The sequence below is a fragment of the Mesorhizobium sp. LCM 4576 genome, from assembly GCF_001854815.1.
GTDB classification, from domain to species: Bacteria; Pseudomonadota; Alphaproteobacteria; order Rhizobiales; family Rhizobiaceae; genus Mesorhizobium; species Mesorhizobium plurifarium.
Genome location: NZ_MDDT01000057.1, coordinates 1 through 25,090, shown reverse-complemented (window position 1 = coordinate 25,090; position 25,090 = coordinate 1). Strand labels below are relative to the sequence as shown.

General features: G+C 65.4%; 28 protein-coding genes. 6 read left to right on the top strand and 22 right to left on the bottom strand.

The features are described 5' to 3' along the window. Window position 1: 1 nt before the first annotated feature. Both LCM4576_RS25920 and LCM4576_RS25915 read right to left on the bottom strand, forming a co-directional pair. The gene (locus tag LCM4576_RS25920; protein WP_071035866.1) at window positions 2-838 is read right to left on the bottom strand and encodes an ABC transporter substrate-binding protein; all 837 of its coding nucleotides are present in this window, start codon (window positions 836-838) and stop codon (window positions 2-4) included. Window positions 839-1,040: 202 nt separating this feature from the next. Continuing rightward, entirely contained in the window at window positions 1,041-1,730 is a 690-nt protein-coding gene (locus LCM4576_RS25915; RefSeq protein ID WP_071035344.1) for an SDR family NAD(P)-dependent oxidoreductase, read from the bottom strand. Window positions 1,731-2,018: 288 nt separating this feature from the next. Between LCM4576_RS25915 and LCM4576_RS25910 the strand changes: the two genes are divergently transcribed. Then, window positions 2,019-3,134, top strand: coding sequence for an anhydro-N-acetylmuramic acid kinase (locus LCM4576_RS25910; protein ID WP_071035343.1), 1,116 nt, complete (start codon window positions 2,019-2,021; stop codon window positions 3,132-3,134). 6 nt (window positions 3,135-3,140) lie between these two features. Here the strand turns inward: LCM4576_RS25910 and LCM4576_RS25905 are convergent, their stop codons facing one another. Next, complete coding sequence (locus LCM4576_RS25905) at window positions 3,141-3,560, bottom strand: N-acetyltransferase (RefSeq protein ID WP_071035342.1); 420 nt, start codon at window positions 3,558-3,560, stop codon at window positions 3,141-3,143. Window positions 3,561-3,619: 59 nt separating this feature from the next. Next, complete coding sequence (locus LCM4576_RS25900; RefSeq protein WP_071035341.1) at window positions 3,620-4,804, bottom strand: MFS transporter; 1,185 nt, start codon at window positions 4,802-4,804, stop codon at window positions 3,620-3,622. Between the two features lie 48 nt (window positions 4,805-4,852). Here LCM4576_RS25900 and LCM4576_RS25895 point away from each other — a divergent pair, with 48 nt between their 5' ends. Next, window positions 4,853-5,392, top strand: coding sequence for an Lrp/AsnC family transcriptional regulator (locus LCM4576_RS25895; RefSeq protein WP_071035865.1), 540 nt, complete (start codon window positions 4,853-4,855; stop codon window positions 5,390-5,392). Here the strand turns inward: LCM4576_RS25895 and LCM4576_RS25890 are convergent. Beyond that, the gene (locus LCM4576_RS25890; protein WP_071035340.1) at window positions 5,389-5,892 is read right to left on the bottom strand and encodes a hypothetical protein; all 504 of its coding nucleotides are present in this window, start codon (window positions 5,890-5,892) and stop codon (window positions 5,389-5,391) included. The two genes, LCM4576_RS25895 and LCM4576_RS25890, sit on opposite strands and share 4 nt — an antisense overlap. Window positions 5,893-5,987: 95 nt before the next feature. Beyond that, window positions 5,988-6,815: a class I SAM-dependent methyltransferase gene (locus tag LCM4576_RS25885; protein WP_071035339.1), complete on the bottom strand. Its 828-nt coding sequence runs from the start codon at window positions 6,813-6,815 to the stop codon at window positions 5,988-5,990. 85 nt (window positions 6,816-6,900) lie between these two features. On the opposite strand from LCM4576_RS25885, the gene LCM4576_RS25880 reads away from it, so the two are divergent. Then, a complete protein-coding gene (locus LCM4576_RS25880) occupies window positions 6,901-7,854 on the top strand; it encodes a LysR family transcriptional regulator (RefSeq protein WP_071035338.1) in 954 nt (317 codons plus the stop codon). A gap of 4 nt (window positions 7,855-7,858) precedes the next feature. On the opposite strand, the gene LCM4576_RS25875 is transcribed toward LCM4576_RS25880, so the two are convergent. Beyond that, window positions 7,859-9,007, bottom strand: coding sequence for a DJ-1/PfpI family protein (locus LCM4576_RS25875; RefSeq protein WP_071035337.1), 1,149 nt, complete (start codon window positions 9,005-9,007; stop codon window positions 7,859-7,861). Between the two features lie 94 nt (window positions 9,008-9,101). On the opposite strand from LCM4576_RS25875, the gene LCM4576_RS25870 reads away from it, so the two are divergent. Next, window positions 9,102-10,034, top strand: a complete 933-nt coding sequence (locus LCM4576_RS25870; RefSeq protein ID WP_071035864.1) for a GlxA family transcriptional regulator — start codon at window positions 9,102-9,104, stop codon at window positions 10,032-10,034. An 11-nt stretch (window positions 10,035-10,045) separates the two neighbouring features. On the opposite strand, the gene LCM4576_RS25865 is transcribed toward LCM4576_RS25870, so the two are convergent. Beyond that, window positions 10,046-10,894 (bottom strand): helix-turn-helix transcriptional regulator, encoded by an 849-nt coding sequence (locus LCM4576_RS25865; RefSeq protein WP_071035336.1) that lies wholly within the window; start codon window positions 10,892-10,894, stop codon window positions 10,046-10,048. Window positions 10,895-10,993: 99 nt separating this feature from the next. Here LCM4576_RS25865 and LCM4576_RS25860 point away from each other — a divergent pair, with 99 nt between their 5' ends. Next, window positions 10,994-11,896, top strand: a complete 903-nt coding sequence (locus LCM4576_RS25860) for an SDR family oxidoreductase (protein ID WP_071035335.1) — start codon at window positions 10,994-10,996, stop codon at window positions 11,894-11,896. Between the two features lie 48 nt (window positions 11,897-11,944). Here the strand turns inward: LCM4576_RS25860 and LCM4576_RS25855 are convergent, their stop codons facing one another. The 10 genes from LCM4576_RS25855 to LCM4576_RS25810 form a co-directional block, all read right to left on the bottom strand. Continuing rightward, on the bottom strand, window positions 11,945-12,652 hold the full coding sequence (locus LCM4576_RS25855) for a GntR family transcriptional regulator (protein ID WP_071035863.1): 708 nt from the start codon (window positions 12,650-12,652) through the stop codon (window positions 11,945-11,947). Window positions 12,653-12,754: 102 nt separating this feature from the next. Further along, window positions 12,755-13,483, bottom strand: coding sequence for an aspartate/glutamate racemase family protein (locus tag LCM4576_RS25850; RefSeq protein WP_071035334.1), 729 nt, complete (start codon window positions 13,481-13,483; stop codon window positions 12,755-12,757). Between the two features lie 11 nt (window positions 13,484-13,494). Further along, on the bottom strand, window positions 13,495-14,217 hold the full coding sequence (locus LCM4576_RS25845; protein WP_071035333.1) for an ABC transporter ATP-binding protein: 723 nt from the start codon (window positions 14,215-14,217) through the stop codon (window positions 13,495-13,497). Continuing rightward, complete coding sequence (locus tag LCM4576_RS25840; RefSeq protein WP_071035332.1) at window positions 14,214-14,993, bottom strand: ABC transporter ATP-binding protein; 780 nt, start codon at window positions 14,991-14,993, stop codon at window positions 14,214-14,216. The genes LCM4576_RS25845 and LCM4576_RS25840 overlap by 4 nt, the downstream gene beginning before the upstream one ends. Window positions 14,994-14,996: 3 nt before the next feature. Beyond that, entirely contained in the window at window positions 14,997-15,977 is a 981-nt protein-coding gene (locus tag LCM4576_RS25835; protein ID WP_071035331.1) for a branched-chain amino acid ABC transporter permease, read from the bottom strand. 7 nt (window positions 15,978-15,984) lie between these two features. Continuing rightward, the gene (locus tag LCM4576_RS25830; protein ID WP_071035330.1) at window positions 15,985-16,851 is read right to left on the bottom strand and encodes a branched-chain amino acid ABC transporter permease; all 867 of its coding nucleotides are present in this window, start codon (window positions 16,849-16,851) and stop codon (window positions 15,985-15,987) included. Between the two features lie 78 nt (window positions 16,852-16,929). Continuing rightward, entirely contained in the window at window positions 16,930-18,132 is a 1,203-nt protein-coding gene (locus LCM4576_RS25825; protein ID WP_071035329.1) for an ABC transporter substrate-binding protein, read from the bottom strand. A gap of 291 nt (window positions 18,133-18,423) precedes the next feature. Then, a complete protein-coding gene (locus LCM4576_RS25820; RefSeq protein ID WP_040980126.1) occupies window positions 18,424-18,693 on the bottom strand; it encodes a hypothetical protein in 270 nt (89 codons plus the stop codon). Between the two features lie 85 nt (window positions 18,694-18,778). Further along, window positions 18,779-19,576, bottom strand: a complete 798-nt coding sequence (locus LCM4576_RS25815; protein WP_071035862.1) for a sigma-70 family RNA polymerase sigma factor — start codon at window positions 19,574-19,576, stop codon at window positions 18,779-18,781. A 59-nt stretch (window positions 19,577-19,635) separates the two neighbouring features. After that, on the bottom strand, window positions 19,636-20,136 hold the full coding sequence (locus tag LCM4576_RS25810; RefSeq protein ID WP_040980123.1) for a carboxymuconolactone decarboxylase family protein: 501 nt from the start codon (window positions 20,134-20,136) through the stop codon (window positions 19,636-19,638). Between the two features lie 212 nt (window positions 20,137-20,348). On the opposite strand from LCM4576_RS25810, the gene hutH reads away from it, so the two are divergent. After that, window positions 20,349-21,845: a histidine ammonia-lyase gene (gene hutH, locus LCM4576_RS25805; protein ID WP_071035861.1), complete on the top strand. Its 1,497-nt coding sequence runs from the start codon at window positions 20,349-20,351 to the stop codon at window positions 21,843-21,845. Window positions 21,846-21,864: 19 nt separating this feature from the next. Here hutH and LCM4576_RS25800 read toward each other — a convergent pair whose 3' ends face one another. The 4 genes from LCM4576_RS25800 to LCM4576_RS25785 form a co-directional block, all read right to left on the bottom strand. Then, window positions 21,865-22,632: an SDR family NAD(P)-dependent oxidoreductase gene (locus LCM4576_RS25800; protein WP_071035328.1), complete on the bottom strand. Its 768-nt coding sequence runs from the start codon at window positions 22,630-22,632 to the stop codon at window positions 21,865-21,867. Beyond that, the gene (locus tag LCM4576_RS25795; RefSeq protein ID WP_071035327.1) at window positions 22,629-23,594 is read right to left on the bottom strand and encodes a carbohydrate kinase family protein; all 966 of its coding nucleotides are present in this window, start codon (window positions 23,592-23,594) and stop codon (window positions 22,629-22,631) included. Before LCM4576_RS25795 ends, LCM4576_RS25800 begins: the two co-directional genes overlap by 4 nt. A gap of 21 nt (window positions 23,595-23,615) precedes the next feature. Continuing rightward, a complete protein-coding gene (locus LCM4576_RS25790) occupies window positions 23,616-24,602 on the bottom strand; it encodes an ABC transporter permease (RefSeq protein ID WP_071035326.1) in 987 nt (328 codons plus the stop codon). Continuing rightward, a partial coding sequence (locus tag LCM4576_RS25785; RefSeq protein WP_407067406.1) for an ABC transporter permease occupies window positions 24,599-25,090 on the bottom strand: 492 nt, incomplete at its 5' end. The genes LCM4576_RS25785 and LCM4576_RS25790, both read right to left, overlap by 4 nt.

Genomic DNA, 25,090 nt, shown 5'->3' with positions numbered 1-25,090 from the left:
GTCAGGCTTTGCTCCCCTGGCGATAGCGGGCGATGATCTCGTCGGTGTTGAGGACCTGCTGGCCTCGCGCGAGATCGAGATAGAGATCGACAAAGGCCGCCAGATGCGGATTGGCCGGACTGACGCCGACCGCGATCGTGTCGACCTTGTCGGTCAGCGTGATCGAGCGCGCGACCACCGTCATCGACGGATCGTCGACCATCAGCTTCTTGATCTCGAAATCATCGCGATAGGCGAGGTCGATCGTGCCGTTGCGGATCGCATCGATGACCGTGTTCCAGCCCGCGAACCGCTGGATCGTGGCGTGCGGGAAAGTGACCGCCGCATAGGTGGCGAAGGACGAGCCTTCGATCACGCCGAGATCGCCGGAGAAGTCGCGGATGATCTGTTCAGGCGGCTTGCCTTGCGTGATGCGCGCCAGGTTCACGCGATTGGCGAGCAGGCCCTGGTGCAGCATGGCGTAAGGCCGCGAATAGAGGATCGAACGGCCGCGCTGGAGGGTGCGGCTCAGCTTGCCGATCGCCAGGTCCGCCTCACCGGAGGTCAGCCTTTGCACCATGGCGTCGAAGGTCACCGCAGACCGGTCGAACACCGGTTCGACGCCAAGCTCCGTGGCTAAGCCGCGCGCAAGATCCATATCGATGCCACCGGCTCCGGAGCCGTCGGCCGGAAAGAACGGATCCGAAGCGAAGGCCGGCATGGCGATGCGCAGCCTGTTGTCGCCGACGATGGGTCTTGGAGCGTCCTGCGCCCGGGYCGGCGTGGCCGCGGCTTGGGCCTGCGCGATCAGCAGCCCTCCGCCTCCGGCTGCAAACAGCGTGCGACGTGTAAGCGGCATGCCCATTCTCAATTCGTGCAGGAGAGCCGGACAACAATTCTGACCAATTCGCAGTATGCACGCCGAAGTTAAGTAAAGGTATCTTTTATTTTGTGCTTTTTTACATTGCAGATCGCTAAAATGGCACCACGGCATATGCAGACCTTCTAAAACAAAGAGTCCGCGGCCGGGTGCGTTATTGTGCAGTTCGTGCGACGGATCGTCAGAACGTCTCGACCCAGGGCCTCAGCTCGACCTCGAAGCTCCAGGCGCTGCGATGCTGGCGATGGACGGCGAGATAGGTCTCGGCGATCGCGTCGGGYGAGAGGCGACGATCCGGACGGTCGGGCTCGGGCGCCTGTCCGGTCGGCTCGATCTGGCCGTCGATGATGAAATGCGCGACATGAATGTTCTTCGGGCTAAGCTCGCGCGCCATCGATTGCGCCAGCCCGCGCAGGCCGAATTTCGGCATAGCGAAACCGGCCGAGCCGGGGAAGCCCTTGAGGCTTGCCGTGGCGCCGGTGAACAGGATCGAGCCGGAGCCGCGCGCAAGAAGCCGGCGCGCCGCCAGCTGGCCGACCAGGAACCCGCCATAGGCACCGACAAGCAGCGCCTGCTTGACCGCCTCCGGATCGAGCTCGGCGATCGGGCCGCGCGTGCGGCCGCTGGCGTTGAAGACGGCGATTTCGAGGGGGCCAGCCTTATCGGCCGCCTCGAACAGCCGCTCGACGGAAGCCGGGTCCGACACGTCGGTTTCCACGGCCACCGCGCCCGTTTCCTTCAGCAGCGCGGCAAGCTTGTCGACATTGCGCGCGGCGAGAACGACGCGGAAACCTTCCTTGGCGAGAAGCCGCGCCAGCGAGGCGCTTAAGCCTGAGCCGGCGCCCGCGATCACTGCAACATTGGCTGCCATGGCCTTTCCTCCGGATAGCTCGATATCGGATCCGCAGGCTCGCGCCTTCGGCGGCAAGAGGCAAGAACGTGGTTGCTCGATTTTCGTCCTTTGGCGCAAAAGGCGGCCGGCATAGAGCGGTTCGCCGTTTCACGGAAGCGGCGAACCGCTCTATCTTCTTGTTTTCACGCAATTCCGGACGGAAAACCGCTCACACTTTTCCTGGAATTGCTCTAGGCGCGGTGAAAGACTTGCCTGCCGCGCCGATCCGTCCGACACGTGGTTGGACGACGATTCGGGGACAAGATCATGGAACCAATCTGGGCCGTCGGCCTGATGACCGGCACGGTGCTCGACGGCAATATCGACGTGGCGCTGATCAAGACGGACGGCGAGCGCATCGCCGACACCGGCACGTATACGCTGGCCCCCTACCCGCGATCGATCCGCGCCCTGCTCGAAGAGACGCTGCGCCAGGCGCGCGCCTGGAATTTCGAGGGACCGGAGCCGGCGATCTTCCGCGAGGCGGAGGAGGCGCTGACGCGGGCGCAATCGGCGGCGGTCAAGGATCTGGTCGAGAGCCAAGGCATGAGCATGGCCGATATCGGCATCGTCGGCTTCCACGGCCAGACGGTGCTCCACCGCGCGCCGCAGCCGGGACGCATCGGCCGCACCCGCCAGCTTGGTGACGGCGAACTGATGGCCTCGCTGCTCGGCACCAAGGTCGCCTATGATTTCCGCTCGGCCGATGTCGCGGCTGGCGGGCAAGGCGCGCCTTTGGCGGCCGCCTATCATGBGGCGCTGCTCAAGGCGGCCGATGTCAGCGGCGATACCGCCGTGCTCAATCTCGGCGGCGTCGGSAACATCACCTGGTGGGACGGCAAGGGCGATATCGTCGCCTTCGACACCGGGCCGGCCAATGCGCCGGTCAATGATTTCATCAAGGCGAAGGGCCTCGGCGAGATGGACCGCGACGGCAGGCTGGCGGCCGCCGGCAAGGTCGACGAAGAACGGCTCGTCAGGCTCTTGCAGCATCCGTACCTGACGAAGCCTTATCCGAAATCGCTCGACCGCTTCGACTTCACCGCGGCGATGGCCGAAGGACTCGGACCCGAAGACGGCGCGGCGACGCTGACAGCCTTCACCGTGTCGGCCGTCGGCAAGGCGCTCGACCTGTTGCCGCGCCGGCCGAAGCGGCTGGCGGTCAGCGGCGGCGGCCGCCACAATCCGACGATGATGGCGATGCTCGAAAGCCGCGCCGGCGTCGAGGTGGTGCAGGCCGAGACGCTTGGATGGAAGGGCGACGCGGTGGAAGCGGAATGTTTTGCTTTCCTCGCCGTGCGCGTGCTGCGCGGCCTGCCGATCAGCTTTCCGAGCACCACGGGCGCGCCTGAGCCGCTACGCGGCGGAAAGCTGGCTGGCTGATCAGGGCTACAATTTCTTCTGCAGGAAGATGCGGCTGCGGCCGACCGGGAAATCCGGCAATTCGCCGAACGGCCTGTAGCCCTGGCGCTCGTAAACCTTCTCGGCGGTCGGACTGAAAGTGTCGATCCAGGCGCCATGGCAGCCGCGTTCGATGGCCTCCCGTTCGGCGGCGTCGAGCATGCCGGCGGCTGTGCGCCGGCCGCGCAGCCTTTCGTCGACCCACAGCCACTGCACGTAGAGCCAGCCCCAGGCGGTATAGCCGGAAATGCCGGCAACGACGGCGCCACGCTCGTCGCGCACGAAAACCGCCAGCGGTTTTCGGCCCGACGCGCCGACATCGGCATCGTTGAAGGCGGTGAGGCTCCCGCTCAGGAAAGCGAGGTCCTGCGGCAAGGGCTCGGCGGTGATCTCGAGGCTCGTCTTCATCGCGCTTCCGCTCCGGTTCGCAAGCCAGCCTTAGCGAAGGTGCGAACGCAGATGCAAGCCTATTGCCGGGCGGATGAACGCCATGCCGCTGCGCCCGCTGCCACCAGCATCAGCCCGGCCGCGATCAGCACGCAATTGGCGAAGCCGAGGCTCGTGTAGATCGGGCCGAAGCCCGCGGTGCCGACGGTGACGGCGAGATAGGTGACCGCGCTGTTCAGGCCCATGATGGTGCCGCGCCGCGACGGGTCGAGAGCGGTGAGGCGCATGACCAGCACGTTCAGCCCGAAATGGTTGGCTAGGCCCCAGACGGCGATCGTCGCGATCAGCAGGCCGAAGCCGGTGCTCGTCAGGGCAATCGCGACATAGACAGCGGCGACCAGCAGATAGGCGAAGGGCATGACACGGCGAGCGCCGAGCCGGTCGATGACGCCGTCGAGCAGAGCCGCCGCGCCGAAGCCGAGGCCATACGCGATGGCCGCCAGGCCGTTGGCGCTGACCGGCTCGCCGAGAGCTTCATGGAGATGATCGCCGAGATAGCCGTAGACGCCGTAGAAGGCGGTCATGAAGGCGCCGCAGGCGATGAGCAGCGGGACGATGCCGGCAACGGCGAGCGCGCCGAGCGGTGACGGCGCGGGGCCGCTTTTCCTGGTGTCGTGCAGCGAACTCATCGCCAGGCCGGCAACAGCCGCTCCCGCCAGCAGCGCTACGGCCGCGAAGACGGCGCGCCAGTGGATGAGGTCGGCGATCACTGCCGACAGCGAGACGCCGGCGACCATCGAAAGCGTCCAGCCGGTCAGCACGACACCGATGGTGCCGCTCTCGCGGCCRGGCGGCGCGATCGCCGCCGAGCTGGCATAGATCGCCGGCATGGCGATGCCGGCGGCGACGCCGGCAACGAGCTGAGATGCCACTAGCGCCATTACCGTCGGCGCGAGGGCACTGGCGACCAATGCTGCCGCCAGCAACAGCAAGGCTCCCTGCAGCATGCGGCGCGCGCCGATCCGGTCGATGTAGCGAGCCAGGAAAAGCGCGCTGGCCGACGTGCCGAGGCCGAAGGCCGCGGCAGCCGTCATCACTGCCGGCACGCTGGCGCCGAACGATGYCGCGACTGCCGGCGCGATCGGTCCCAGAACCAGCGAATTGGAGCCGATGACGGCGATGCAGCCGGTCAGCAGGTAGGCGGCGGCCGGGATCGGCGCGCGGGGGGCCTCGGTTATGATTGCTGATTGATTGGTGTTCGACATATCATCATAATGGCCGAATTAAATTCCGCATCAATGGAGAATTTCCATATGGACTCAGAAACAGATGACATTCAGCGGAACAGGCATCCGACCCGCGAGGTCGACCCTATCGACCGAAAGATATTAGGCGTCCTGGTCGAGGACGCGACCATCAGCTATGCCGAACTCGGCGAGCGCGTCGGCCTGTCGCCGCCGGCGGCGCACGAGCGGGTCAAGCGGCTGAAGCGCGGCGGCGCCATCCGCGCCACATCGGCGATCATCGATCCGAGGGCGGTGAAGAAGCCGCTGCTTGCCTTCGTGCATATCGACACCAGGGGCTGGGGCAAGACGCCGGAGCTGATGGCGGTCTCCAAATATCCGGAAGTCGAGGAGATCCACACCGTCGCCGGCGACACCTGCATGCTGCTCAAGGTGCGCACCGAGGACACGCGCGCGCTGGAAGGCCTGCTGGCCCGCCTCTACGATACGCCCGGCGTGACCTCGACGCGCAGTTATGTCGTGCTGTCGACCTATCTCGAGCGTCGGGTGCAGCCGGAGATCACGAGCGAGTGGCCGGCGCCCAAGCACATGGCGACGCCTGTGTATTAAGCCGCGGCCAGCTGACGGCGCCTGGAACGCGCCAGCAGATAGAAGGCCGCGACATGCGTGATCATCAAAAGCGGCACGTAGAGGGTCGGGATCGCGTAAGTGGCGCCCAACTGCCCGGCATGGCCCGGTAGGTCGAGCATGACGCCGTGGTAGTAATCGCCGACAAGGTCGACAACGCCCACGACATTGAAGGCGACGGCGAGCGGCCAGAAGATCGTGGGCCGCCTCACGCCAAGCAGCGCCAGCATGGCGAGCAGGCCGGTGGCGAAATCGCCATAGGCGGCGAAGCTTGCGAAGCCGGCTGACAGGTCCGGCCCGGTGACGCCCGGGATAAGAAAAACAAGCCCGAAGAAGCGGAAGCTGTGCAGCGCTGCGATCGCGCGCTGCGCCTCTATCGGCTCCATCGATTTGAGCTTCGGCCAGATATAGGCGGTGAAGCAAAGCAGCCAGGGCACATAGCCCAACGCGAGGTGGATGTTGAAGATCACTGCCGGTGACATCTTCGCCTCCTATAAATCTTAGTTTTCGCAATTCCGGACGAAAGGCTACGGCGAAGTCGCCGAGCCTAACCGCTGAACACTTTTCCTGGAATTGCTCAGTTGACGGGAACGGCTTCGAACACCGCCGTGAGGATGCCCAGCCGACCTTCCATAAGATTGCGTCCGAGATTGGTGGCGAGTTCCGCGAACCCCTGCCCCATGACGACGCCGAGATTGAGTGTAGGCGGCGGGCCGGAGGCGCGGAGCTCGGCGAACCAGGCCTTGGCGACGGTGGTGTCGTCGCGGCGCACGAGCGTGCCGAAGCCGGCCGCCTCGATCGCCTCGCAGGTCGCCTCGGCCGTCAGCAGGAAGCTTTCGCCCGGCGTCCTCGCCCACGGAACCGGATAGAGCGGATCGCCGCTATTCAGCACGACGTCGAAGGTCGCGAATTTTCCGCCTGGCTTCARCACGCGCCTGATCTCGCGGTAGAGCAGCGGCCGGTCGGCGATGTTCATCGCCACATGCTGCAACAGCGCGGCGTCGAACATGCCGTCCTCGAAGGGAAGCGCAAGCGCGCTGCCGGTTTCGAACGACACCTTGTCGTCCTGCCCGGTTCGCGCGGTCAGGTAGCGCGCGGCCTCGACGAAAGGTTCGCTGAGGTCGAGGCCTGTCACCTGGCAGCCATAGGTCTCCGCAAGGAAGCGAGCCGGCCCGCCGACGCCCGATCCGACGTCGAGCACCGACATGCCGGCAGTGATGACGGCCAGATTGGCGAGCTCCGCTGTCGCGGCCAGCCCGCGGGTGTGGAACTGGTCGAGGGTCGCCAGTTGCCCGGGCTTCAGCCGCTGTTCCTGAGGCCCAAACACCGCCAGCRCAGTCTTCAATCGATCGGTCAATCCTGTTGCGCGATAGTGATCGCGCACGCGGTCCAGTTCATCGGTCATCGCCACTTCCTTTCAGGCTTCCAAGGTCACGCCAGAAATACGGCCGCTTTCTGCCGGCAACTATCCGCGATAATGTCGATGGGTCATGAAGCAGAACTTCACAGTCAGGCATGGCGCGCTCGACGGCGTCGAAGCCTTCTTGAGCGTGGCCAGGCACCGCAATTTCCGCAAGGCGGCAGCCGAGCTTGCCGTCACCCCGTCAGCGATCAGCCAGGCGATACGAACGCTGGAGGCGCGCATAGGCGCTGCGCTCTTCATCCGCACGACGCGCAGCGTCGGCCTCACCGAAGCCGGCGAGCGCTTTTTCACGCGCGCCCGGCCGGCCTTCGAGGAGCTGATCGCGGCAAGCGAGATCGCGCGCGGGATGGGCCAGCGGCCGGCCGGGCTGTTGCGCCTCTCGGTGCCGCCGGCCGTGGTGCCGATGCTGCTGGAGCCGATGATCGCCTCCTTCTGCCAGGCCTATCCCGAGATCGAGCTGGAGATCGTCGCCAGCGGCGAGCTGGCCGATCTCGCCGCGGAAGGTTTCGACGCCGGCATCCGCATGGGCGATCTGATCGCGCCTGACATGATCGCGGTTCGCCTGACGCCCTCCTTTCCGATGGTGATCGTCGGCAGTCCGGATTATCTGCGCCGGCGCGCGACGCCCGAGCGCATCGAGGACCTGCGCGACCATGCCTGCCTGCGCCTGCGCCGCTCGAACGGCTCGGTCGCGCCCTGGTCCTTTGTCGACGGCAACAAGGCCGTCGAGGCAATCGTGTCGGGACCGCTCATCGCGCACGATTATCCGTCGCTGCTCGGCGCGGCGATCCAGGGTGTCGGGCTGGCCCAGGTGYCAGGCCCGATCGCCGAAGCGCCGATCGCCGACGGGCGTCTGCAGGCGCTGCTCGGCCGCTTCGCGGTGACCACGCCCGGCGTGTTCCTCTATTATCCGGAAAGGCATCAGGTTCTGCCCAAGCTGCGCGCCTTCATTGACCATATCAGGCATTCGGGCGATACCGGCACTTCCCCGAAGCGGGCAGGCAGGCGGAAGCAAAACTGACGCTTCACGGCGTCGGCTGTATCCGCGGATATTCGAGTTGCATGGCGACGAAATCGGTGGTGCGCTCGCCGTAGCGTGCCGTGATGTCCTTGAGCGTCCGGTCCAGCGCCTTTGCCGGCGGAACATCCGCCATGGCCGGAACCTTCCGATCCGCCGGCCAATCGCTTGCAACCTGGTCGGGCAGGATGCGGATACCTGCGCGGCTGACGACGGCGCCGCCCTTTGGGGCGAAGGTGACCGCGCGGGAGCGAAAGGTCCGCGACCAGGCGTCGGCAGCCAGCGCCAGCGACACCTCGTCCATGCCTGGCGTCAGCGGAATGCCGAGCTGCTCGTGATTGAAAAAGGCCAGCGTGTTGCCGATCGCCGTCAGCGCGAAAGGCCGCGTGAACTTGAAGGCGCCGCTGTCGTGGCGCGCATCCCAATGGTCGAGGCCGAGATCGCGGGCGACGGCTTCCGCCTTGTCGCGGCCGGCTATCGCCTCGATCAGGGTCAGCATCATCGGCATCGACGCGGTGATGCCGGTCGTGGTCGCGACATTCCGGTCGACGACGTAGCGGCGATCGGCAACGTAGCGGATCGTCGGATGTTTCTGGCGCAATTCGTTCAGGGAATACCAATGCGTCGTCGCGCGCTTGCCGTCGAGCAATCCGCTGGCGCCGACCACCGTGGCGCCGACGCAGACGCCGATCACCATGGCGCCCTTGGCCGACTGGTCCCTGATCCATCTCAACACGTCCGGATCGTCGTCGCGCATCATGGCGGGAACGATGACATAGTCGGCGCCTTCCGGATGCTGGGCATCGAACGCCGCTATCGTCGCGTCGGGCTCGACGCGCAAAGCCGGGTGCAATTGCACCGGTCCCGGCCGCGTCGCCAGCGCGACGACGTCGGCGACGTCGGCGCGGCGCAGGATGCCGTAGGGCATCAGATAGTCGGTCGTCTCGGTGCCGTCATTGACGCCGACGATCGCGATCAGCGGGCGCTGGCGCTTCGGCTTCAACGCCGCGAGCGTGGCTTCGGCCTCCTTGGCATCGATCGCCGGCTGCACCGCGGCCAGCGACGCGGAAGGCAGCGACAGCAACCATGCGGCGCCGGCTGCGACGAAAATCAGCAGAACGCCGAGAACGCTCCACAACACGATACGCAGACTCATGGCTTGATCCTTCCGATCTCAACGCTTGACCGGCAGGCTAGCTCCGATAGGTTTTGGCCGAAATGACATATATCGGGCAAAAACTGCCATGCGCATGATAGGCATCATCATCCATCCGGGCTTCCAGTTGCTGGACGTAGCTGGCCCCGCGGCAGCCTTCGAATTGGCCGAACACTATCAGCCCGGCAGCTACAGGCTGGAAATGCTGGCGCCCAGCGGCGGYGAGGTCGAGAGTTCATCGGGCATGCGGCTTTCAGCATGGCCTCTRTCCGATGCCAGGCCCCTCGACACGGCTGTCGTTTCAGGCGGCGAGATCATCCGCTCCATGGCCGCGGCCCAGGAAATCGTCGCCTGGCTGCGACAGGCAAAGCCGCGCCGGACGGCAAGCGTGTGCACCGGTGCCTATCTRCTGGCGGAGGCAGGCCTGCTCGACGGCCGGAGCGCCACCACACATTGGTGGAGCACAGACGATTTCGCCCGCCGCTATCMGAAGGTGAAACTCGATGCCGAGCGCATCTTCATCCAGGATGGCAGCGTGTGGACGTCGGCCGGCATCTCGGCCGGCATCGATCTCGCGCTGGYGCTGATCGAGGACGATCTCGGGCCGGCGATCGCGCGCCGCACCGCGCAGCAGCTCGTGGTCCACCAGCGCCGGCCTGGCGGGCAGTCGCAATTCTCCGGCCTTGTGGAGTTCGGCGGGCGTTCGGGCCGGTTCGTCGAACTAATCGAGTGGATGCGGACCAAACTCGCCCAGCCGCTGACCGTAGAGCGCCTCGCCGAACGCGCTGCCATGAGCCCGCGCAATTTTTCCCGCGCCTTCGCCACTGAGACCGGCACCACGCCGGCCAAGGCTGTCGAACGCCTGCGCCTCGAAGCCGCGCGGATGGCGGTCGAGACGAGCAACACGCCGCTCGACCGCATCGCCGAGGAGAGCGGCTTCGGCGACGCCGGACGCATGCGCCGCGCTTTCATGAGGAGCTTTGGCCAACCGCCGCAGGCGCTAAGGCGCGCGGCGACGAGGGCCTGAGGAACACGCCATCAGCCAGCGCGGGACTCAATCAGTGACCGGATGCGTTCCGCATCCGCCTGCGTCGCGGGGTTGTAGACGATCATGCCGAGCTCGGGCCGCCCGTCGACGGCAAAGACCGAGAACTCCAGCTCGATCAGTCCGATCTCGGGATGGCGCAGGCGCTTCACGCCTTCGCCATGGGCCGGAACGACGTCGTTGTCGCGCCACAGCGCCTCGAATTCCGGACTGATCCGGCAAAGCTCCTCGACGAGCTGGGTGATTTCCGCGCCMGCRCCYGCCCGCGTGGCATCCGCCCTGAAGGAGCCAACCACGAAGCGGGCGACGCTCCGCCAATCCTCCTGCGCGTCGCGCACGCGGGGATTGCCGAACATCAGGCGCAGGATGTTGCGCTGCTCGCGCGGCAGCTTGGAATAGTCGGTCAGCATCGCCGCGGCGGCACGGTTCCAGGCCACCACATCCCAGGTTGCGGTCTTGATGATCGCCGGGCTGGGGTCCAAAGCGTCGAGGACGCGCTGCAGGCGCGGCGTCACGCTGTCGACGTTCCTGTAACGGACCTCTGGCGGCCGGCCGAGACCCAGCATGAACAGATGCTCGCGTTCGGGCTCGGTCAGCATCAGTCCCGCCGCGATGCGGTTCAGCACATCGGCGGACGGGGCGCCGCCCCGCCCCTGCTCCAGCCAGGTGTACCAGGTCGGGCTGATGTTGGCGCGCTGCGCCACTTCTTCGCGGCGCAGCCCTTGGGTACGCCGCCGCCCCGTGGCGAAGCCGAACGCTACGGGATCGAGACGCATGCGGCGATCGCGCAGAAAGGTGCCGAGCTTGTTTGCGGCCTGTTTGTTGGCAATCTCTTGGGCCATCGCCACCCTGTTGGCAATTATACCATGATAAAGTCACTACTTTAACAGGATGAGTTATAGCGCAAATAAGGTCTCCGAACAACCACAGGAGACCTTCCCATGCGTGTATTCCTTACCGGCGCGACCGGTTTCATCGGTTCCAGGATCGTGCCCGAACTCCTTGCCGCCGGACATCAGGTGCTCGGCCTGACCCGCTCCGAAGCTGGTGCGCGCTCGCTTGCCGCCGCCGGCGCCGAGCCGCATCGCGGCGACATCGAGGATCTCGACAGCCTGCGCGACGGCGCGGCGAAATCGGATGCGGTGATCCACACCGCCTTCGATCACAATTTCTCGAATTTCGTCGCGAATTGCGAGAAGGACAAGCGGGTGATCGAAGCGCTGGGCGGCGCGCTCGCCGGCTCCGACCGGCTGCTCATCATCACGTCGGGTGTGGGCATGGGCTCCGCCGAACACGGACAGCCGGCGCGAGAAGACGTCTTCAACACCGACCATCCCAATCCGCGCATCCTGTCCGAGCTCACCGGCGCGGCGATGGCCGAGAAGGGCGTCAAGGTGTCGGTGGTGCGGCTGCCGCAGGTGCATGACACGGTGAAGCAAGGGCTCATCACCCCGCTGATCGCGCAGACGCGCGCCAAGGGCGTGTCGGCCTATCTCGGCGAGGGTCRCAACCGGTGGTCGGCGGCGCATGTGCTGGATGTCGCGAAGCTCTACCGCCTGGCGCTGGACAAGCAGGAAGCCGGCGTGCGCTACAACGCCGTCGCCGAGGAAGGCATCGCCATGCGAGGGATCGCTGAAGTGATCGGCGCCGGCCTCAACGTGCCGGTGGTCTCGCTGTCGCAGGAAGAGGCCGCCGACCATTTCGGGTGGCTCGCCATGTTCGCGGGCCTCGACATGCCGGCGTCGAGCGAATGGACGCGTCAGCATCTCGGCTGGCAGCCGACCGGACCCGGCCTCATCGCCGATCTGGAGCGGATGGATTATTCGYAGGCCGCCGCGGCTTAACAGGCTGCCCAGGCGGTTCGGCAATCCAGCTGAACCRCCTGCAAGTCGCTATGCGCGCAGCAAATCCGCCAGGCTGTCAGACTTCTCGACCTTGTCGGTGAGGTCGAGCCCGGACAAAAGATCGACCAGATGGCTGTTCATCAGCGCGGCCGCGTCGGCGCTGTCGCCGGCCTCGATCGCATCGACCAGGGCGTGGTGGGCGTGCTTCTCGCAGGTCGCGTCGCGGCGCTTCCAGTAGAGCGCGATGATCAGCGAGGAGTGCGAGACGAGATCGCGGACGAAATTGGTGAACACCGAATGCGCGGCGATCTCGGCGATGCCGACATGAAAGCGCGCCGACAGCATGATGGCATCGCTGTCGCGGCCGTCATGCAATGCTTCGTGCTCCTTCTCAAGATGTTGGCGCAATTGCACGATGTCGGACGGCACCGCCACCTTGGCGGCAAGCGCGGCGACCTTTGGCTCGATCAGGGCTCGTGCCTCGAACACCTCGCGCGCCTCGATTTTCGATGGCTGGGCGACAAAGGCGCCGCGATTGGGCTCCAGCCGCGCCAGCCGGTCATGGGCAAGAGCCTGCAGGGCGGCGCGGACGACGGTGCGGCTCACCGAATAGATCGAGGCCAGCTCGTCCTCCGGCAGCTTGGTGCCTGGCGCAAGGCGATGRCTGACGATGGCATCCCTCAACCCATAATAGATCGGCGACCAGCGCGCCGCCGGCTTGTCATCTCGATCTTCTTCCTTGAGGACTGTCAGCATGCTCTTCAACGCGCAGGCGCAACACGCCTGATTTGCCTCCACCGGTAGAGGTGAGTTCAATCTAATATGGCTTGCGCGACGGTCAATCCCGGCAACCTCCTCTCAGCCGGTCGGCGACAGCGAGGCGAAAGCGCCCGAAAAGCGCTTGCCGCGCGGCGCGGCATAGCCGCCGATCTTCGATGTCTTCAAACCGACCTTGAACAGGCTCTCGGCCAACGTGACGGCGCAGACGACACCGTCCAGCACGGGAACGCCATGCTCCTCGGACAGGCTGTGCGCAAGGTCGGCCATGCCGGCGCAACCGAGCACGATCGCCTCGGCATGGTCCTCGTTGATGGCGCGCGCGATCTCCCGCGATATCCGGTGCCTGGCATTCGAGCCCGGACGTTCGAGCTCGAGCACGGCGWCGTCCGACGAGYGCACCTTGGYGCAGCGCGAGGCGAGGCCGTATTTCGCCAGATTGTGCTCGATCGCCGGAACGGAGCGGGCAAGCGTGGTGACCACGCTGAATTTGCCTGCGACAAGGCTCGCCATATGGAACGCGGCCTCGCCGATGCCGATGACCGGAGCCTCGGTGGCGCAGCGGGCTGCATCGAGGCCTGTGTCGTCGAAGCAGGCGATGACATAAGCATCGGCAGGCGCCTTGCCCATTTCGGCGATGATGCCCGGAATGGCGAAGACCTCGTCGAAATAACCCTCGATGCTGGGCGGACCGTCGGYCGGATTGACGGCGACGATCTGGGTGGCCTGGGACGCAACGCTTGCCGCCGCCTCGCCGATCTTGGCGGTCATGGATTGAGTGGTGTTGGGATTGATGACGAGAATGCGCATTCCAATCAGCCTCAGATCTCGCCGCCCAGGTAAAGACGCTTGACCCGGTCGTCGGTCAGCAATTCGGCGGAGTTGCCGCTCAGCGCGACACTGCCGGTGGTCAGCGCATAGGCGCGCTGCGAGATGCGCAGCGCCATGCGCGAATTCTGCTCGACCAGAAGCACGCTGACCTTCTCGTCGCGGTTGATGGYGACGATCGAGCGGGCGATGTCCTGAACGAGCTTTGGCGCGACGCCGAGCGACGGCTCGTCGAGCAGCAGGAGCTTCGGCTTCGCCATCAAGGCGCGGCCGATGACCAGCATCTGCTGCTCGCCGCCGCTCATCGTGCCGGCGGCCTGCGAGAAGCGCTCCTTCAGCCGCGGAAAGCGCCCCAGCACCATCTCCATCGACGCGGCGATCTCGGCTTTGCTGGTGCGCGTGAAGGCGCCCATCAGGAGGTTGTCTCTGACCGACATGAAGGGGAAGACGCGGCGTCCCTCGGGCACCATGGCGATGCCCATCTTGACGATCTCGTCGGGGGBGGCACCATCGATGCGCTTGCCGTTGTATTGGATTTCGCCGGACCAGATCTTGCGCAGACCGGTGATGGCGCGAAGGATCGACGATTTGCCGGCGCCGTTGGCGCCGATCAGCGCGACCGTCTCGCCCTCATTGACCTCGAGCGAAACGCCTTTCAGCGCATAGACGTGGTCGTAGTAGAGCTCGACATTGGCGAAGTTCAGGATCTGGTTCATAGGCCGATCGCCTCGTCTTCGCTGCCCAGATAGGCCTCGATCACCTTCTCGTTGGCCTGGATTTCCGACGGCGTTCCCTCGGCGATCTTCTGCCCGAAATTGAGCACGACGAGGCGGTCCGAAATCTTCATCACGGCCGGCATGTCGTGCTCGACCAGAAGGATGGTGAGGCCGCGCTCGCGCAGGCGTCGCACCATTTCCACCATGCGCATGGTCTCGTCGTGGTTCATGCCGGCGAAAGGCTCGTCGAGCAGCAGGATGGAAGGGTTGGTGGCGAGACCAATGGCGATGCCCAGCGCGCGCAAATGGCCGTGCGGCAGGTTGCGGGCGGTCTSATTGGCGAGCGAGGAGAGGCCGAGCAGCGCCAGGATCTCGTCGGCCGATTGGCCGAAGTCCGCTTCGTCGGCCTTCGCGGTGCCAGTGCCGAGGAAGAAGCCGAACAGGCTCGCCTTCGAGCGCAGATGATGCGCGATGATGACGTTGTCGCGCACGCTCATGTTCTTGAAGATCGTCGTCTCCTGGAAGGTGYGCACCACGCCCCTGCGGGCGGCGATATGCGGGGCGAGACCGGAGATGCGTTCGCCCTTCAGGCGCACCTCACCGGTTGTGGGCCTGAGGAACGACGAGATCAGCTTGAACAAGGTCGACTTGCCGGCGCCGTTCGGACCGATCACCGACAGGATCTCCTTCTCGCGCACCGAGAAGGACACGTTGTTGACCGCAACCAGACCGCCGAAGCGCTTGGTGATGCCGGAGACCTCGAGCATTTCGGCCATCGCTCAACCCTTCTTCCGGGTCGTTTCGGCAAGGCTGAGCAGACCGTTGGGCAGCACCAGCATCAGCACGATCATCAGGCCGGAATAGATGAGCAGCTGGAACTGGCCGGTCTGGAACAGAAGGTCCCAGCCGAAATAGAGCACCAGCRTGCCGAGCATCGGACYGAACRCATAGCCGAGACCGCCGAGGAAGCAGTTCAGCATGAAGTTGACGGAATCGRTGACCGTGAAGCTCGACGGGTAGATCGATTGCGAGATGGCGGCGAAGATGGCGCCGGAAACGCCGCCGAAGAAGGACGACACGGCATAGGCGATGACGCGCAGCCAGGCGATGTTGACGCCGATCGAGGACGCGAGCTCCTCGTTCTGCTGCAGCGACTGGCAAAGCTTGCCGATGCGCGAATTAACCAGCCGGTACATGATGGCGAAGCAGACCACCATCAGCGTGACCGCCAGCAGATAGAAGGCGAGCCRCGAATTCTGCAGCGTGGCGAAATCCGGAATGATGGTCAGGCCGAAGATCGACAGGGCGCCGGGCAGCGGGATGCTGACGATGCCCTTGGCGCCGTTGGTGATCGGCAGCGCCAGCGCAAGCAGCCGCGCCACCTCGGTCAGCACCAGCGTGACCATGGCGAAATAGACGCCGCGCAGCCGCAGGATCGGCAGGCCGATCAGCACGCTTGCAGCGGCGCAGAAAAGCCCGGCCACTGGCAAGGTCAGCCAGAACGACCAGCCATGGTTCATCACCAGTATGGCCGAGACGTAGCCGCCCATCAGCGCGTAGGCACCCTGGCCGATGTTGATGCGGCCGATGTAGAAAGTGAGCCAGACACCGGCGCTGGCGATGCTGAGCAACGCCACCGAGGTCAGCGTATAATAGAGGTCGAAGCGGCCGCTCGACGAGATGGCAGCCGGCACGGCGACAAAGACGATCGCTAGGAAGGCGACGACCGCGGCGATCCTGGTGTTGCGATTGACGATCATGGCGCCATCAACCCCACGGCTTGCCCATCAGCCCGTTGGGGCGGACCGACAGGAACACCATCAGGGCGGCGAAGATGACGAGATAGGTCACGTCGCCATATTCGCGCAGCACGGTGAGGCCGACCGACTCCATCATGCCGAGGATGAAACCGCCAGCGATCGCGCCGCCGACGACGCCGGCGCCGCCGATCATCACCATCAGGAAGGCCTTGATCGAGATCGGCCCGCCAATGCCGGAATTGACGCCGGTGATGGTGACCAGAAGCCCGCCGACGACGCCCGCGAGCATGGCGCCCATGGMAAAGCCGATCATCGAATAGCGGTCGACGCGGACGCCCATCAGCTGGGCTGCGACGCGGTCCTGGGCGAGCGCCCGCATGGCGCGGCCGACCCGGCTGTACTGCATGTAGAGCACGAAGGCGGCGATGAAGACGATCGCCAGCGCGCCGACGACGATGCGGTCGTAGGGCATGATGATGCCCGCGTCGTTGAAGACGCCCTTGACGATCTTGGGAACGCCGCGCTGCTTCTCGCCGAACAGGAGCAGGATGACGGCGTCGAAGAAGAAGGCCGTCGCGGCGGCGAGCAGCATCGTGCTCTCCTCGCGGTGGCTGCGCCGGATGACGGTGCGGAAGAGGAATTTCTCCATCAACGCGCCAATGACGGCGAGCGTGACGCCGGAGGCGAGCAGCGCCACCACGAAAGGCAGGCCGAGCTGGCCGTAGACGGTGTAGGTGATGAACCCGCCCAGCACATACATCTGGCCGTGGGCGAAATTGAGCACGTTCATCAGGGCGAAGATCAGGGTTAGCCCGAGCGCGATCAGCGCGTATTGGGCACCGAGATACAATCCGTTGGCGATGACCTGTTCCATGGATACCTTCGATCTTCCGCGAGGTCCGGCCTATCGGACCTCGCGGCAAGCTGGAGGAAGCGGCGCTCGAAGGTAACGCTAGTCGACGGAGCCGACGAAGAGGGTCTGGAAGGCGCCGTCCTTATATTCGTTGACCACCATCGGCACCGAAAGCTGACGCTTCTGGCCGAAGGACGTCATGCCGACATAGCTGAGCTTCGCGTCGCCCTTGAGGAAGGGATTGGGCGCCGAGAAGCTGTCCATGGTCTTCTTGAATTCGGCTACGTCGTTGATGGCTGCCGGGTTCGCCTTCAAGGTCTCGATGATGTATTCGAGCGCATAGACCTTGGTGTTGGACTCGTCGTTGTATTCGCCGAACATCTTGGTGTAGCGGGTGACGAATTCCTTCATGGCGTCCGAGGCGATTTCCGGCGTGGAGGCGCCGCCGACGGAGATGAAGCCGTTGGCGTATTCACCGGCGCCCTCTTCCAGGACCTTGGCGTCCTGCGCGGTTTCCGTCGAGATCAGGCCTTCATAACCGAGCTCGCGGGCGGCGCGGATGAGCAGCGGCGCGTTGGCCGGCGCCACGCCCGACAGCACGAGCAGGTCGGGCTTCAGCGCGACGATCGGCGTCAGCACCGGCGTGAAGTCGCGGGTGTCGTTCTGGTAGGTGTCGTTCTGGGCGACGATTTCCAGGCCGAGCGCTTTCGCCGCCTCGACGCCGCTGTCGCGCTGGCTGAGCGGATCGGATTCATTGGCCGCGACGAAGGCGATCTTCTTCACGCCTTTGTTTTCCTTGAGATATTTGTAGATCGCCGGACCGGACTGGTAGTTGGCGATCATACCGAGCACGGCATTGGAGGCCGGCTTCTGATAGAGCGCCTTGGGGAAGGCGTAGGGGAAATAAATGATGCCGTTGGCTTCGGCGACGGGGCRCACCGCCGCGGCGCCGTCATCGACATTCKGGCCGACGACATAGTGGACGCCTTCCTGCGCCATCTTCTCCATGCCGGCGATGGYGCGCTTGGGGTCCTTCTGGTCGTCGAAGGTGACGATGTTGATGTTGTAGGTGTCGTTGCCGATCTTGACGCCGCCGGTCTCGTTGATCCAGGCGGCGCGGGTCTGCATCGAGCGCACGTTCGACGTGCCCCAGGCGGCCGCGGGGCCGCTGGTGACGCCGACGAAGCCGATCTTCAGTTCCTTGTTTTCAGCCTGCGCGGACGAAATGCCGAGAGCGGCAAGCGCCAGGGTCGAGACGGCGCCGAGCGCCATTGATTTCAAAGTCGAGCGACGGTTGATCATATCGGTAGTTCCCCTTGGTTATCGCGCTTTGTGTTTTGCTCGTAGGCTGCGCGTATGGCGTAAGGGAAACCGACTGCGACAGATTGTCAACATCTTTCTTTGGTATTGTATACAATATTTGAGCCGAATGTGTGCGATGACCCGCCAACCATAACAGGATCAACATTCAAAGGAGGCTAGGTCCGGCCAACGACAATCACCCCAGCGACTCCAATGAGTTCGCAGGGATCATAAACGCAAATGGGGTCGAGGCTTATCGAAATGRCCCGCGCGGCACGCCGCCGGGGGACCCTACTTCCCGCAATAGTGGTCGTTGATGTCGTTCACCGCATTCGCGTCCGGTCCGACGCGGTGATACGCGCAGGCGCCCGCCGCCGTGTTGGTCATCTGCTGGTCGTAGTAGCGCGGACCACCGAACAGCGTCTCGATAATGTCGTCGCTGGCCGGAACATAACGCTCGTGCTCGACGACGCGGTAGCGATGTTCGCCGGCGGCAGCGGGACCCGCTATCGCGGCTGCCGCGGCAAGCATGAGCGCGGCGATTGCAAAATGTTTCGTCATGGCAGCGACCTTCCAGCAATTTGGACTTGCAGCATATCCAAAATCGCCAGCGGAGCAAAAGTTCCCGCAGCTGCTTTCATCCCAGCTAGTGCAGATGCCGCAACTTGTCGGGGTTGCGCATGACATAGATCGCCGTGATGTTGCCGTTCTCGATATCGAGCGCCGTGGTCTGGAGTTCGCCATCGACCTCCAGCGTGACGAAGCCCGGCAGGCCGTTGATGAAGCCGTAGCGGATGAGCGTCGAGGGATTGTCCTTCAGCCACGACGCCACGGTCGCGTATTGCGTCATGACCGCCTCGAAGCCGAGGGCCGGCTCGGTCGCCGCCGGGCGCTTGCCGCCGCCGTCGGCGTGAGYGGTGACATCGGCGCTCAGCATCGCGCCGAGCGCTTTCATGTCGCCGCTGCGCGAGGCGTTGAAGAAGGCCTCGGCGATCTCCAGCCCGCGCTCTCTCTCGACTTTGAAGCGCGGCCGTGCCTCGCGGACATGCTCACGCGCTCTGGCCGCAAGCTGGCGGCAGGCGGCGGGATCGCGCTCGATCTCCGCCGCGACCTCCTCGAACTGCAGGCCGAACACGTCATGCAGCAGGAAGGCTGCGCGCTCGAGCGGCGACAGGCGCTCCAGCACCAGCATCAGCGGCAAGGTGACGTCCTCCGCCTCGTCTTCCTCCACCAGCGGCTCAGGCAGCCACGGGCCGACATAGGTCTCGCGCTGATGCCGCGCGGATTTGAGCTGGTCGAGGCAAAGCCTAGTTACCGTGCGGCGCAGGAACGCCTCGGGCTGGCGCACCTCGGCGCGCTCGGTCCGCATCCAGCGGATGAAGGCCTCCTGCACCACATCCTCGGCATCGGCGACCGAGCCCARCATGCGGTAGGCGACCCGCATCAGCTTCGGGCGCAGCGGCTCGAACTCCGCCRCCGCGCCCGTCAATGCCGGCTCCGTCGTCAAGCCGCGGCCGCCTTGTTGGCAGCCTGGGCGGCAGCCGCCTTGTTGGCGGCCTTGATGGCGGCCGGATCGACAAAGCCGCCGAAGCCGACCGCGATGCGGTTCCAGCCATTGATTATGTTGATCATCAATGTGAGCTTCACGCGCTCCTCCTCGGAGAAATGCGGCTTCAGCGCTTCATAGGCCGCTTCATGCGTATGGCCTTCTGAGATTCTGGTCAGCGCTTCGGTCCAGCCGAGCGCGGCGCGCTCGCGATCGGTATAGCACGGCGCCTCGCGCCAGGCCGACAACAAATAGATGCGCTGCTCGGTCTCGCCGCGCTCGCGGGCATAGGTCGAATGCATATTGATGCAATTGGCGCAGCCATTGATCTGCGAGGAACGGATCTCGATGAGCTCGGCCAGCGCCGGATCGAGGCTGCCGGAAATGGCGAGCGAAGCGCGCTGCCACTCCTTCATCAGCGAAGGAGCGGCGGCAAGGGGGTCAAGTCTGACAGTCATGGGTCGATTCCTTTCGTTGCTTCCGATCTCAAGACGAGCGAGGCTTGGCCCGATGTGACATCGGCGCCGGAAATTTTCGCCGCCGTGCCGCTTATCCGGACCGCGGAAAAATAACGGCAACCGCGACGGCGGATTTTCGACAATGGCCGGCTCCGATGCCGGATATCCTGCATTCGTTCGGCCACCAGTCCGGAGGCCTGAGGAATTGCCCGATGACAGCCAGAGTGATCGTCCTCGACGCCAAGCCGCTKGGCACGGAAGATGTCGCCGAGATCGCGCGGCGCAATGCCCGGCTCGTGCTCGGCGAGGAAGCCATGCGCCGCATCCGCGCCAGCCGCGCCCTGATCGAGCGTCTCACCCAGCTCGGCAAGCCGCTCTATGGCGTCACCACCGGGCTCGGCGCCTGCGTCGACACGCCGCTTGCCGAGGCCGACCTGATCGCCTTCCAGCACAGCGTGCCGCTCAGTCACTCGATGGGCGCCGGTCCGTCGCTGCCGACCGAGGCGGTGCGGGCGCTGATGGTCGCGCGCATCTGCGGCATGGCGGCAGGCGGCACCGGCACCTCGGAAGGCGTGGTGCTCGGCCTGCTCGCCGCGCTCAATGCCGGTGTCCATCCGGTCATTCCGAGCTGGGGATCGGTGGGCGCCGCCGACCTTGCGCCGCTCGGCCATCTGGCGCGGGCGCTGCGCGGCGACGGCGAGACGGAATATCAAGGCCGGATCATGCCGTCAGCCGAGGCGCTCAAGCTTGCAGGGCTCGAACCGCTCGACCTGCGCGAGAAGGATGGCCACGCCATCATCGTCGCCAACAGTCTCTCGACCGGAACGGCGTGCCTTGCCCTCGAGGAGGTCGCCTGCCTGATCGATTGGTCGCTGGCGGCGGTGGCGCTGAACTACGAAGCCTTTCGCGCGTCGCTCAAGGCGATCGACGAGGATGCGCTGGCGGCGCGGCCGGCCTTCGGCCAGCGCGAGATCGGCGCGCGGCTGCGGGCAGAGCTTTCCGGAAGCGGGCTGTGGCAAGACAACGCCGCGCGGCGGCTCCAGGATCCGCTCAGCTTCCGCTGCGTGCCGCAAGTGTGGGGCGGGCTGCTCCATGCCTATGAGCAGGCCAAGCTGGCAACCGAGATCGAGCTCGGCCATTCCGGCGACAATCCGGTCATCCTGCCCGAGGCCGAACGGGTCGTCTCCAACGGCAATTTCGACCTGACCGCTTTCACGCTGACCTGGGAAAGCCTCGGCCAGGCGCTGGCGCATTGCGCGGTCGGCACCGCCAACCGCTCGATGAAGCTGATGTCGCCGACGGTGGCGGAGCTGCCGCGCTTCCTGTCGGCCAGGGGCGGCAGCCGCCAGGGCTATGCGGAACTGCAGAAGCCGGTCGCCGCGCTTGAAGCCGAGATCCGGCACCTCGCCAATCCGATGTCGCTCAGCCCTCTTGCCATCTCGGACGGCGTCGAGGACCAGTCGTCGATGGCGCCGCGTGTCGTGGCCAAGACCGCCGCGATCATCGAACGCCTGCGCTACCTGGTGGCGWTGGAACTGATCTTCGCCGCGACCGGCGTCGAGTTGCGCGGCGTGCTGGACTCGATGGGCGACGGCCCGCGGCGCAGCTATGAGGCCGTGCGGGCGCTCGTCGCCCCGCTCGACGACGATCGCGAAATGAGCGCCGACATGGCGCGCGTCGCCAGGATGGTCGCGGGGCCGCGGCTGTAGCGCAGGCCCGCTGCAAGCCTCAGTGGTAGTAGATACCGCCGTCGACGTTGAGCGCTTGACCGGTGACGAAGGCCGAGAGATCCGAGGCGAAGAACAGCACCGGACCGATGATGTCCTCCGGCGCGCCGAGGCGCTTCAGCGCCGCGACATCCTCCCAATGGCGGATCGCCGCTTCGCTGCCCAGATTGTTCTTGCCCATCTCGGTCAGGATGATGCCTGGGCAGATCGCATTGACGGTGACGCCGTCCATGCCGACCTCCTGCGCCAGGACACGCGTCAGCGTGATCACCACCGCCTTGGTCGCGGCGTAGTGGCCCTGCGTCGGCACGCCCTGCCGACCGGCGATCGAGGCGATGTTGATCACCCTGCCGGACTTCCTGGCGCGCATATGCGGCAGCACCGCCTGGCACATCATCAGCACGCCCTTGGCGTTGACGTTGAAATGCGCGTCCCAATTGGCCTCGTCCAGATCCTGCAGCAGGCTGGGTTTCAGGATGCCGGCATTGTTGACCAGCACATCGATGCTGCCCGCCGCTTCAAGCAACGCCTGCGCGGTCGCTTCGATGTCCTTCTTCTTGCTGACATCCATCGTGTAGACATAGGCCTTGCGGCCGGCCGCCTCGATCTCGCTTTTGGTCACGTCAAGCTCCGCCGCCTGCGACGGCAGATCGGTGATGGCGACGTCGAAGCCCRCTTCGGCGAGCCCCTTGGCGAGCGCCCTGYCGATGCCGCGGCTGGCGCCGGTGACGAGAGCCGTCTTGCCCTTGGCCTCAGGGAGAATTGTCATGCTGCTTCCACCTTTGATGTCTTGACCGGAAGCGAGTTCATCGCCGCGACCGTGTCGTCGAATGAAACGAGTTTGCCGTCGGAGCCCAGCCCCATCGCCACCTTGGCGGCGACCGCGCTGGCAAAGCGCGCGGACTGTTTCAGGTCCCAGCCCTTGACGATGCCGACGATGATGCCGGCCGTGAAGGAATCGCCGCAGCCCGTGGTGTCGAAGACCTCGACCTCGAAGGCCGGCAGATGGAAATCCTCGCCATGCTCGGGCGAGACATAGACGCCGCCGGCGCCGAGGGTGAGGATGCAGTTCCTCACGCCCCTCGCCTTGAAGAAGGCGGCGACGCGGGCCGGATCGCGGTCGTGCGCCATCTCGCCGGCCTCGTCGATGCTGGGCACGAAATAGTCGATATAGGGAAGGCATGGTTCGACCAGCTTCCAGGTCTCCGGCGTCGCCTGGATGAGGTCGAAGGTGGTGATAYGGCCAAGCGCCTTGGCGCGCTTCAGCAGTCTGACCGTCGGCTCGCCGTCAAAGCGCTTCAACAGGCCGGTGCCGCCGACATGGACCACGGTCGCGTCGAGCGCGGCATCGAGATCGCCATCGGCGACCTCGAACAAGGCGGCTGTGCCCGGCACATGCAGCGCGGGACGCTCGCCGTTCGGCCGCACCGGCAGGATGGTGGACGAGGTTTGGACGCTGCCGTCGCGGCGCACGAGGCTCGTCTCCAGGCCGTATTTCTTCAGCTTGGCGAGGAACCAGTCACCCATGTCGTCGGTGCCGAGCGTGGTGACGGCCCGCGTCTTCAGGCCGAGGATGGCGCAGTCCATGCCGGTCGCGCCGGCCGTGCCGGCGACGGTCATGCGGATCTCCTCGATATAGTCGGCGCGGCCGCCTTCGGGAATGCGCGAGACCGGCCGTCCCAGGATGTCGAGGACGTAGAAGCCGATCGAGCTGACGTCGAACTGGGGCATGGCTGACTTGACCTTTCGAACTCAATGGGCGGCGCGGCGCAGGCCGAAGCTTGCGGCCAGCACCAGGAAGACGAGCAGGCCGATACCGACCTGCTGCCAGTAGAAATTCCAGCCGACGAGCAGCAGCCCGTTCTTGACGATGGCGAGCAGGAGCACGCCGAGCAGCGTGCCGATGACCGAGGGCTTGCGCTCGCGGCTGAGCGTCGTGCCGATAAAGGTGGCGCCGATCGCGTCGAGCAGGAAGGCATTGCCCGACAGCGGCACGTAGGATTTCACCGTTGCCGACAACAGGATGCCGGTGACGCCGGCGAGCAGCGCGCACAGCACATGCACCATCGACAATTCGCGCGGCACGCGGATGCCGGAATACCAGGCCACGCCCGGCTGCGCGCCCATCGCCTGCACGTAGCGGCCGAACACCGAACGATGCAGCAGGAGATGGACCGCGACGGCGAGCACGATCAGCACGATGACCGGGGTCGGTATCCCGAACAAAGCGGTGCGGGCGATGGCGTTGAACTGGTCGGCGGCATAGCCGCTGGTGAGATAGATCGGCTGGCCGCCGCTGGTGGCGAGCTGCTGCGTGCTCTGGCCGATGAAGAGCACGCCGAGCGTCGCCAGGAAGGGGCTGATGTTCAGCCTGGTGATGAGGATCGCGTTGAGGATGCCGACGATCAAAGCAGCGCCGAGCCCGCCGGCGACGCCGACCACGCCGCTGTAGCCGGCGGCTAGAAGCATGACGAAGATCATGCTTGCTATGTCGACCGAGACACCGACCGAGAGATCGATGCCGCCCGACGAKATGACGATGGTAAGGCCCAGCGCCACGATCGCYAGCATGACGACGTTGTTGACCAGCACGTTGAAGAGGTTGGCCGGCGTGAGAAAAGTCGGGCTCGCCACCGAAAAGAAGATGACGATGGCCGCGAAGGCGATGAGCACGCTGTATTTGGCGAGGAAGCCGCGCATACTCGCCTTGGATGCGTTGTCGTTGGCCGAGACGCTCATCGCGAACCCTCCGAACCACGGGCAAAGGATGTGATGGCCACCACCAGCAGGATCAGCGCGCCCTGCACGCCGTTGACCCAGTAGCTGGAGACGTTGAGCAGCTGGAAGCCGTTGGCCAGAAGGCCGATGAACAGCACGCTGAGCAGCGTGCCGCCCATGGTCGGCACGAAGCGGCGGGAGAAGACGGTGCCGAGCAGTGCGGCCGCCAGCACCGACAGGAGCAGCTCGCCGGAGCCGGGCGTGCTGGCCGACAGGCGCGAGACGGTGAGGATGCTCGCCACCGCAGCGCAGAAGCCGCTCAGCACATAGGTGAAGGAGACGTAGAAGGGCACGCTGATGCCCGCCGCGCGCGCCGCCTCGGGATGGCCGCCGACCGCGTAGAGCCTGAGCCCGAACGACGTGCCGTGGACGACCACGATCATAACAGCGGAGAAGACGATCAGCGCCCAGGCAAGCGCGGAGATGCCGAAGAAGCTGCCCGAAACCAG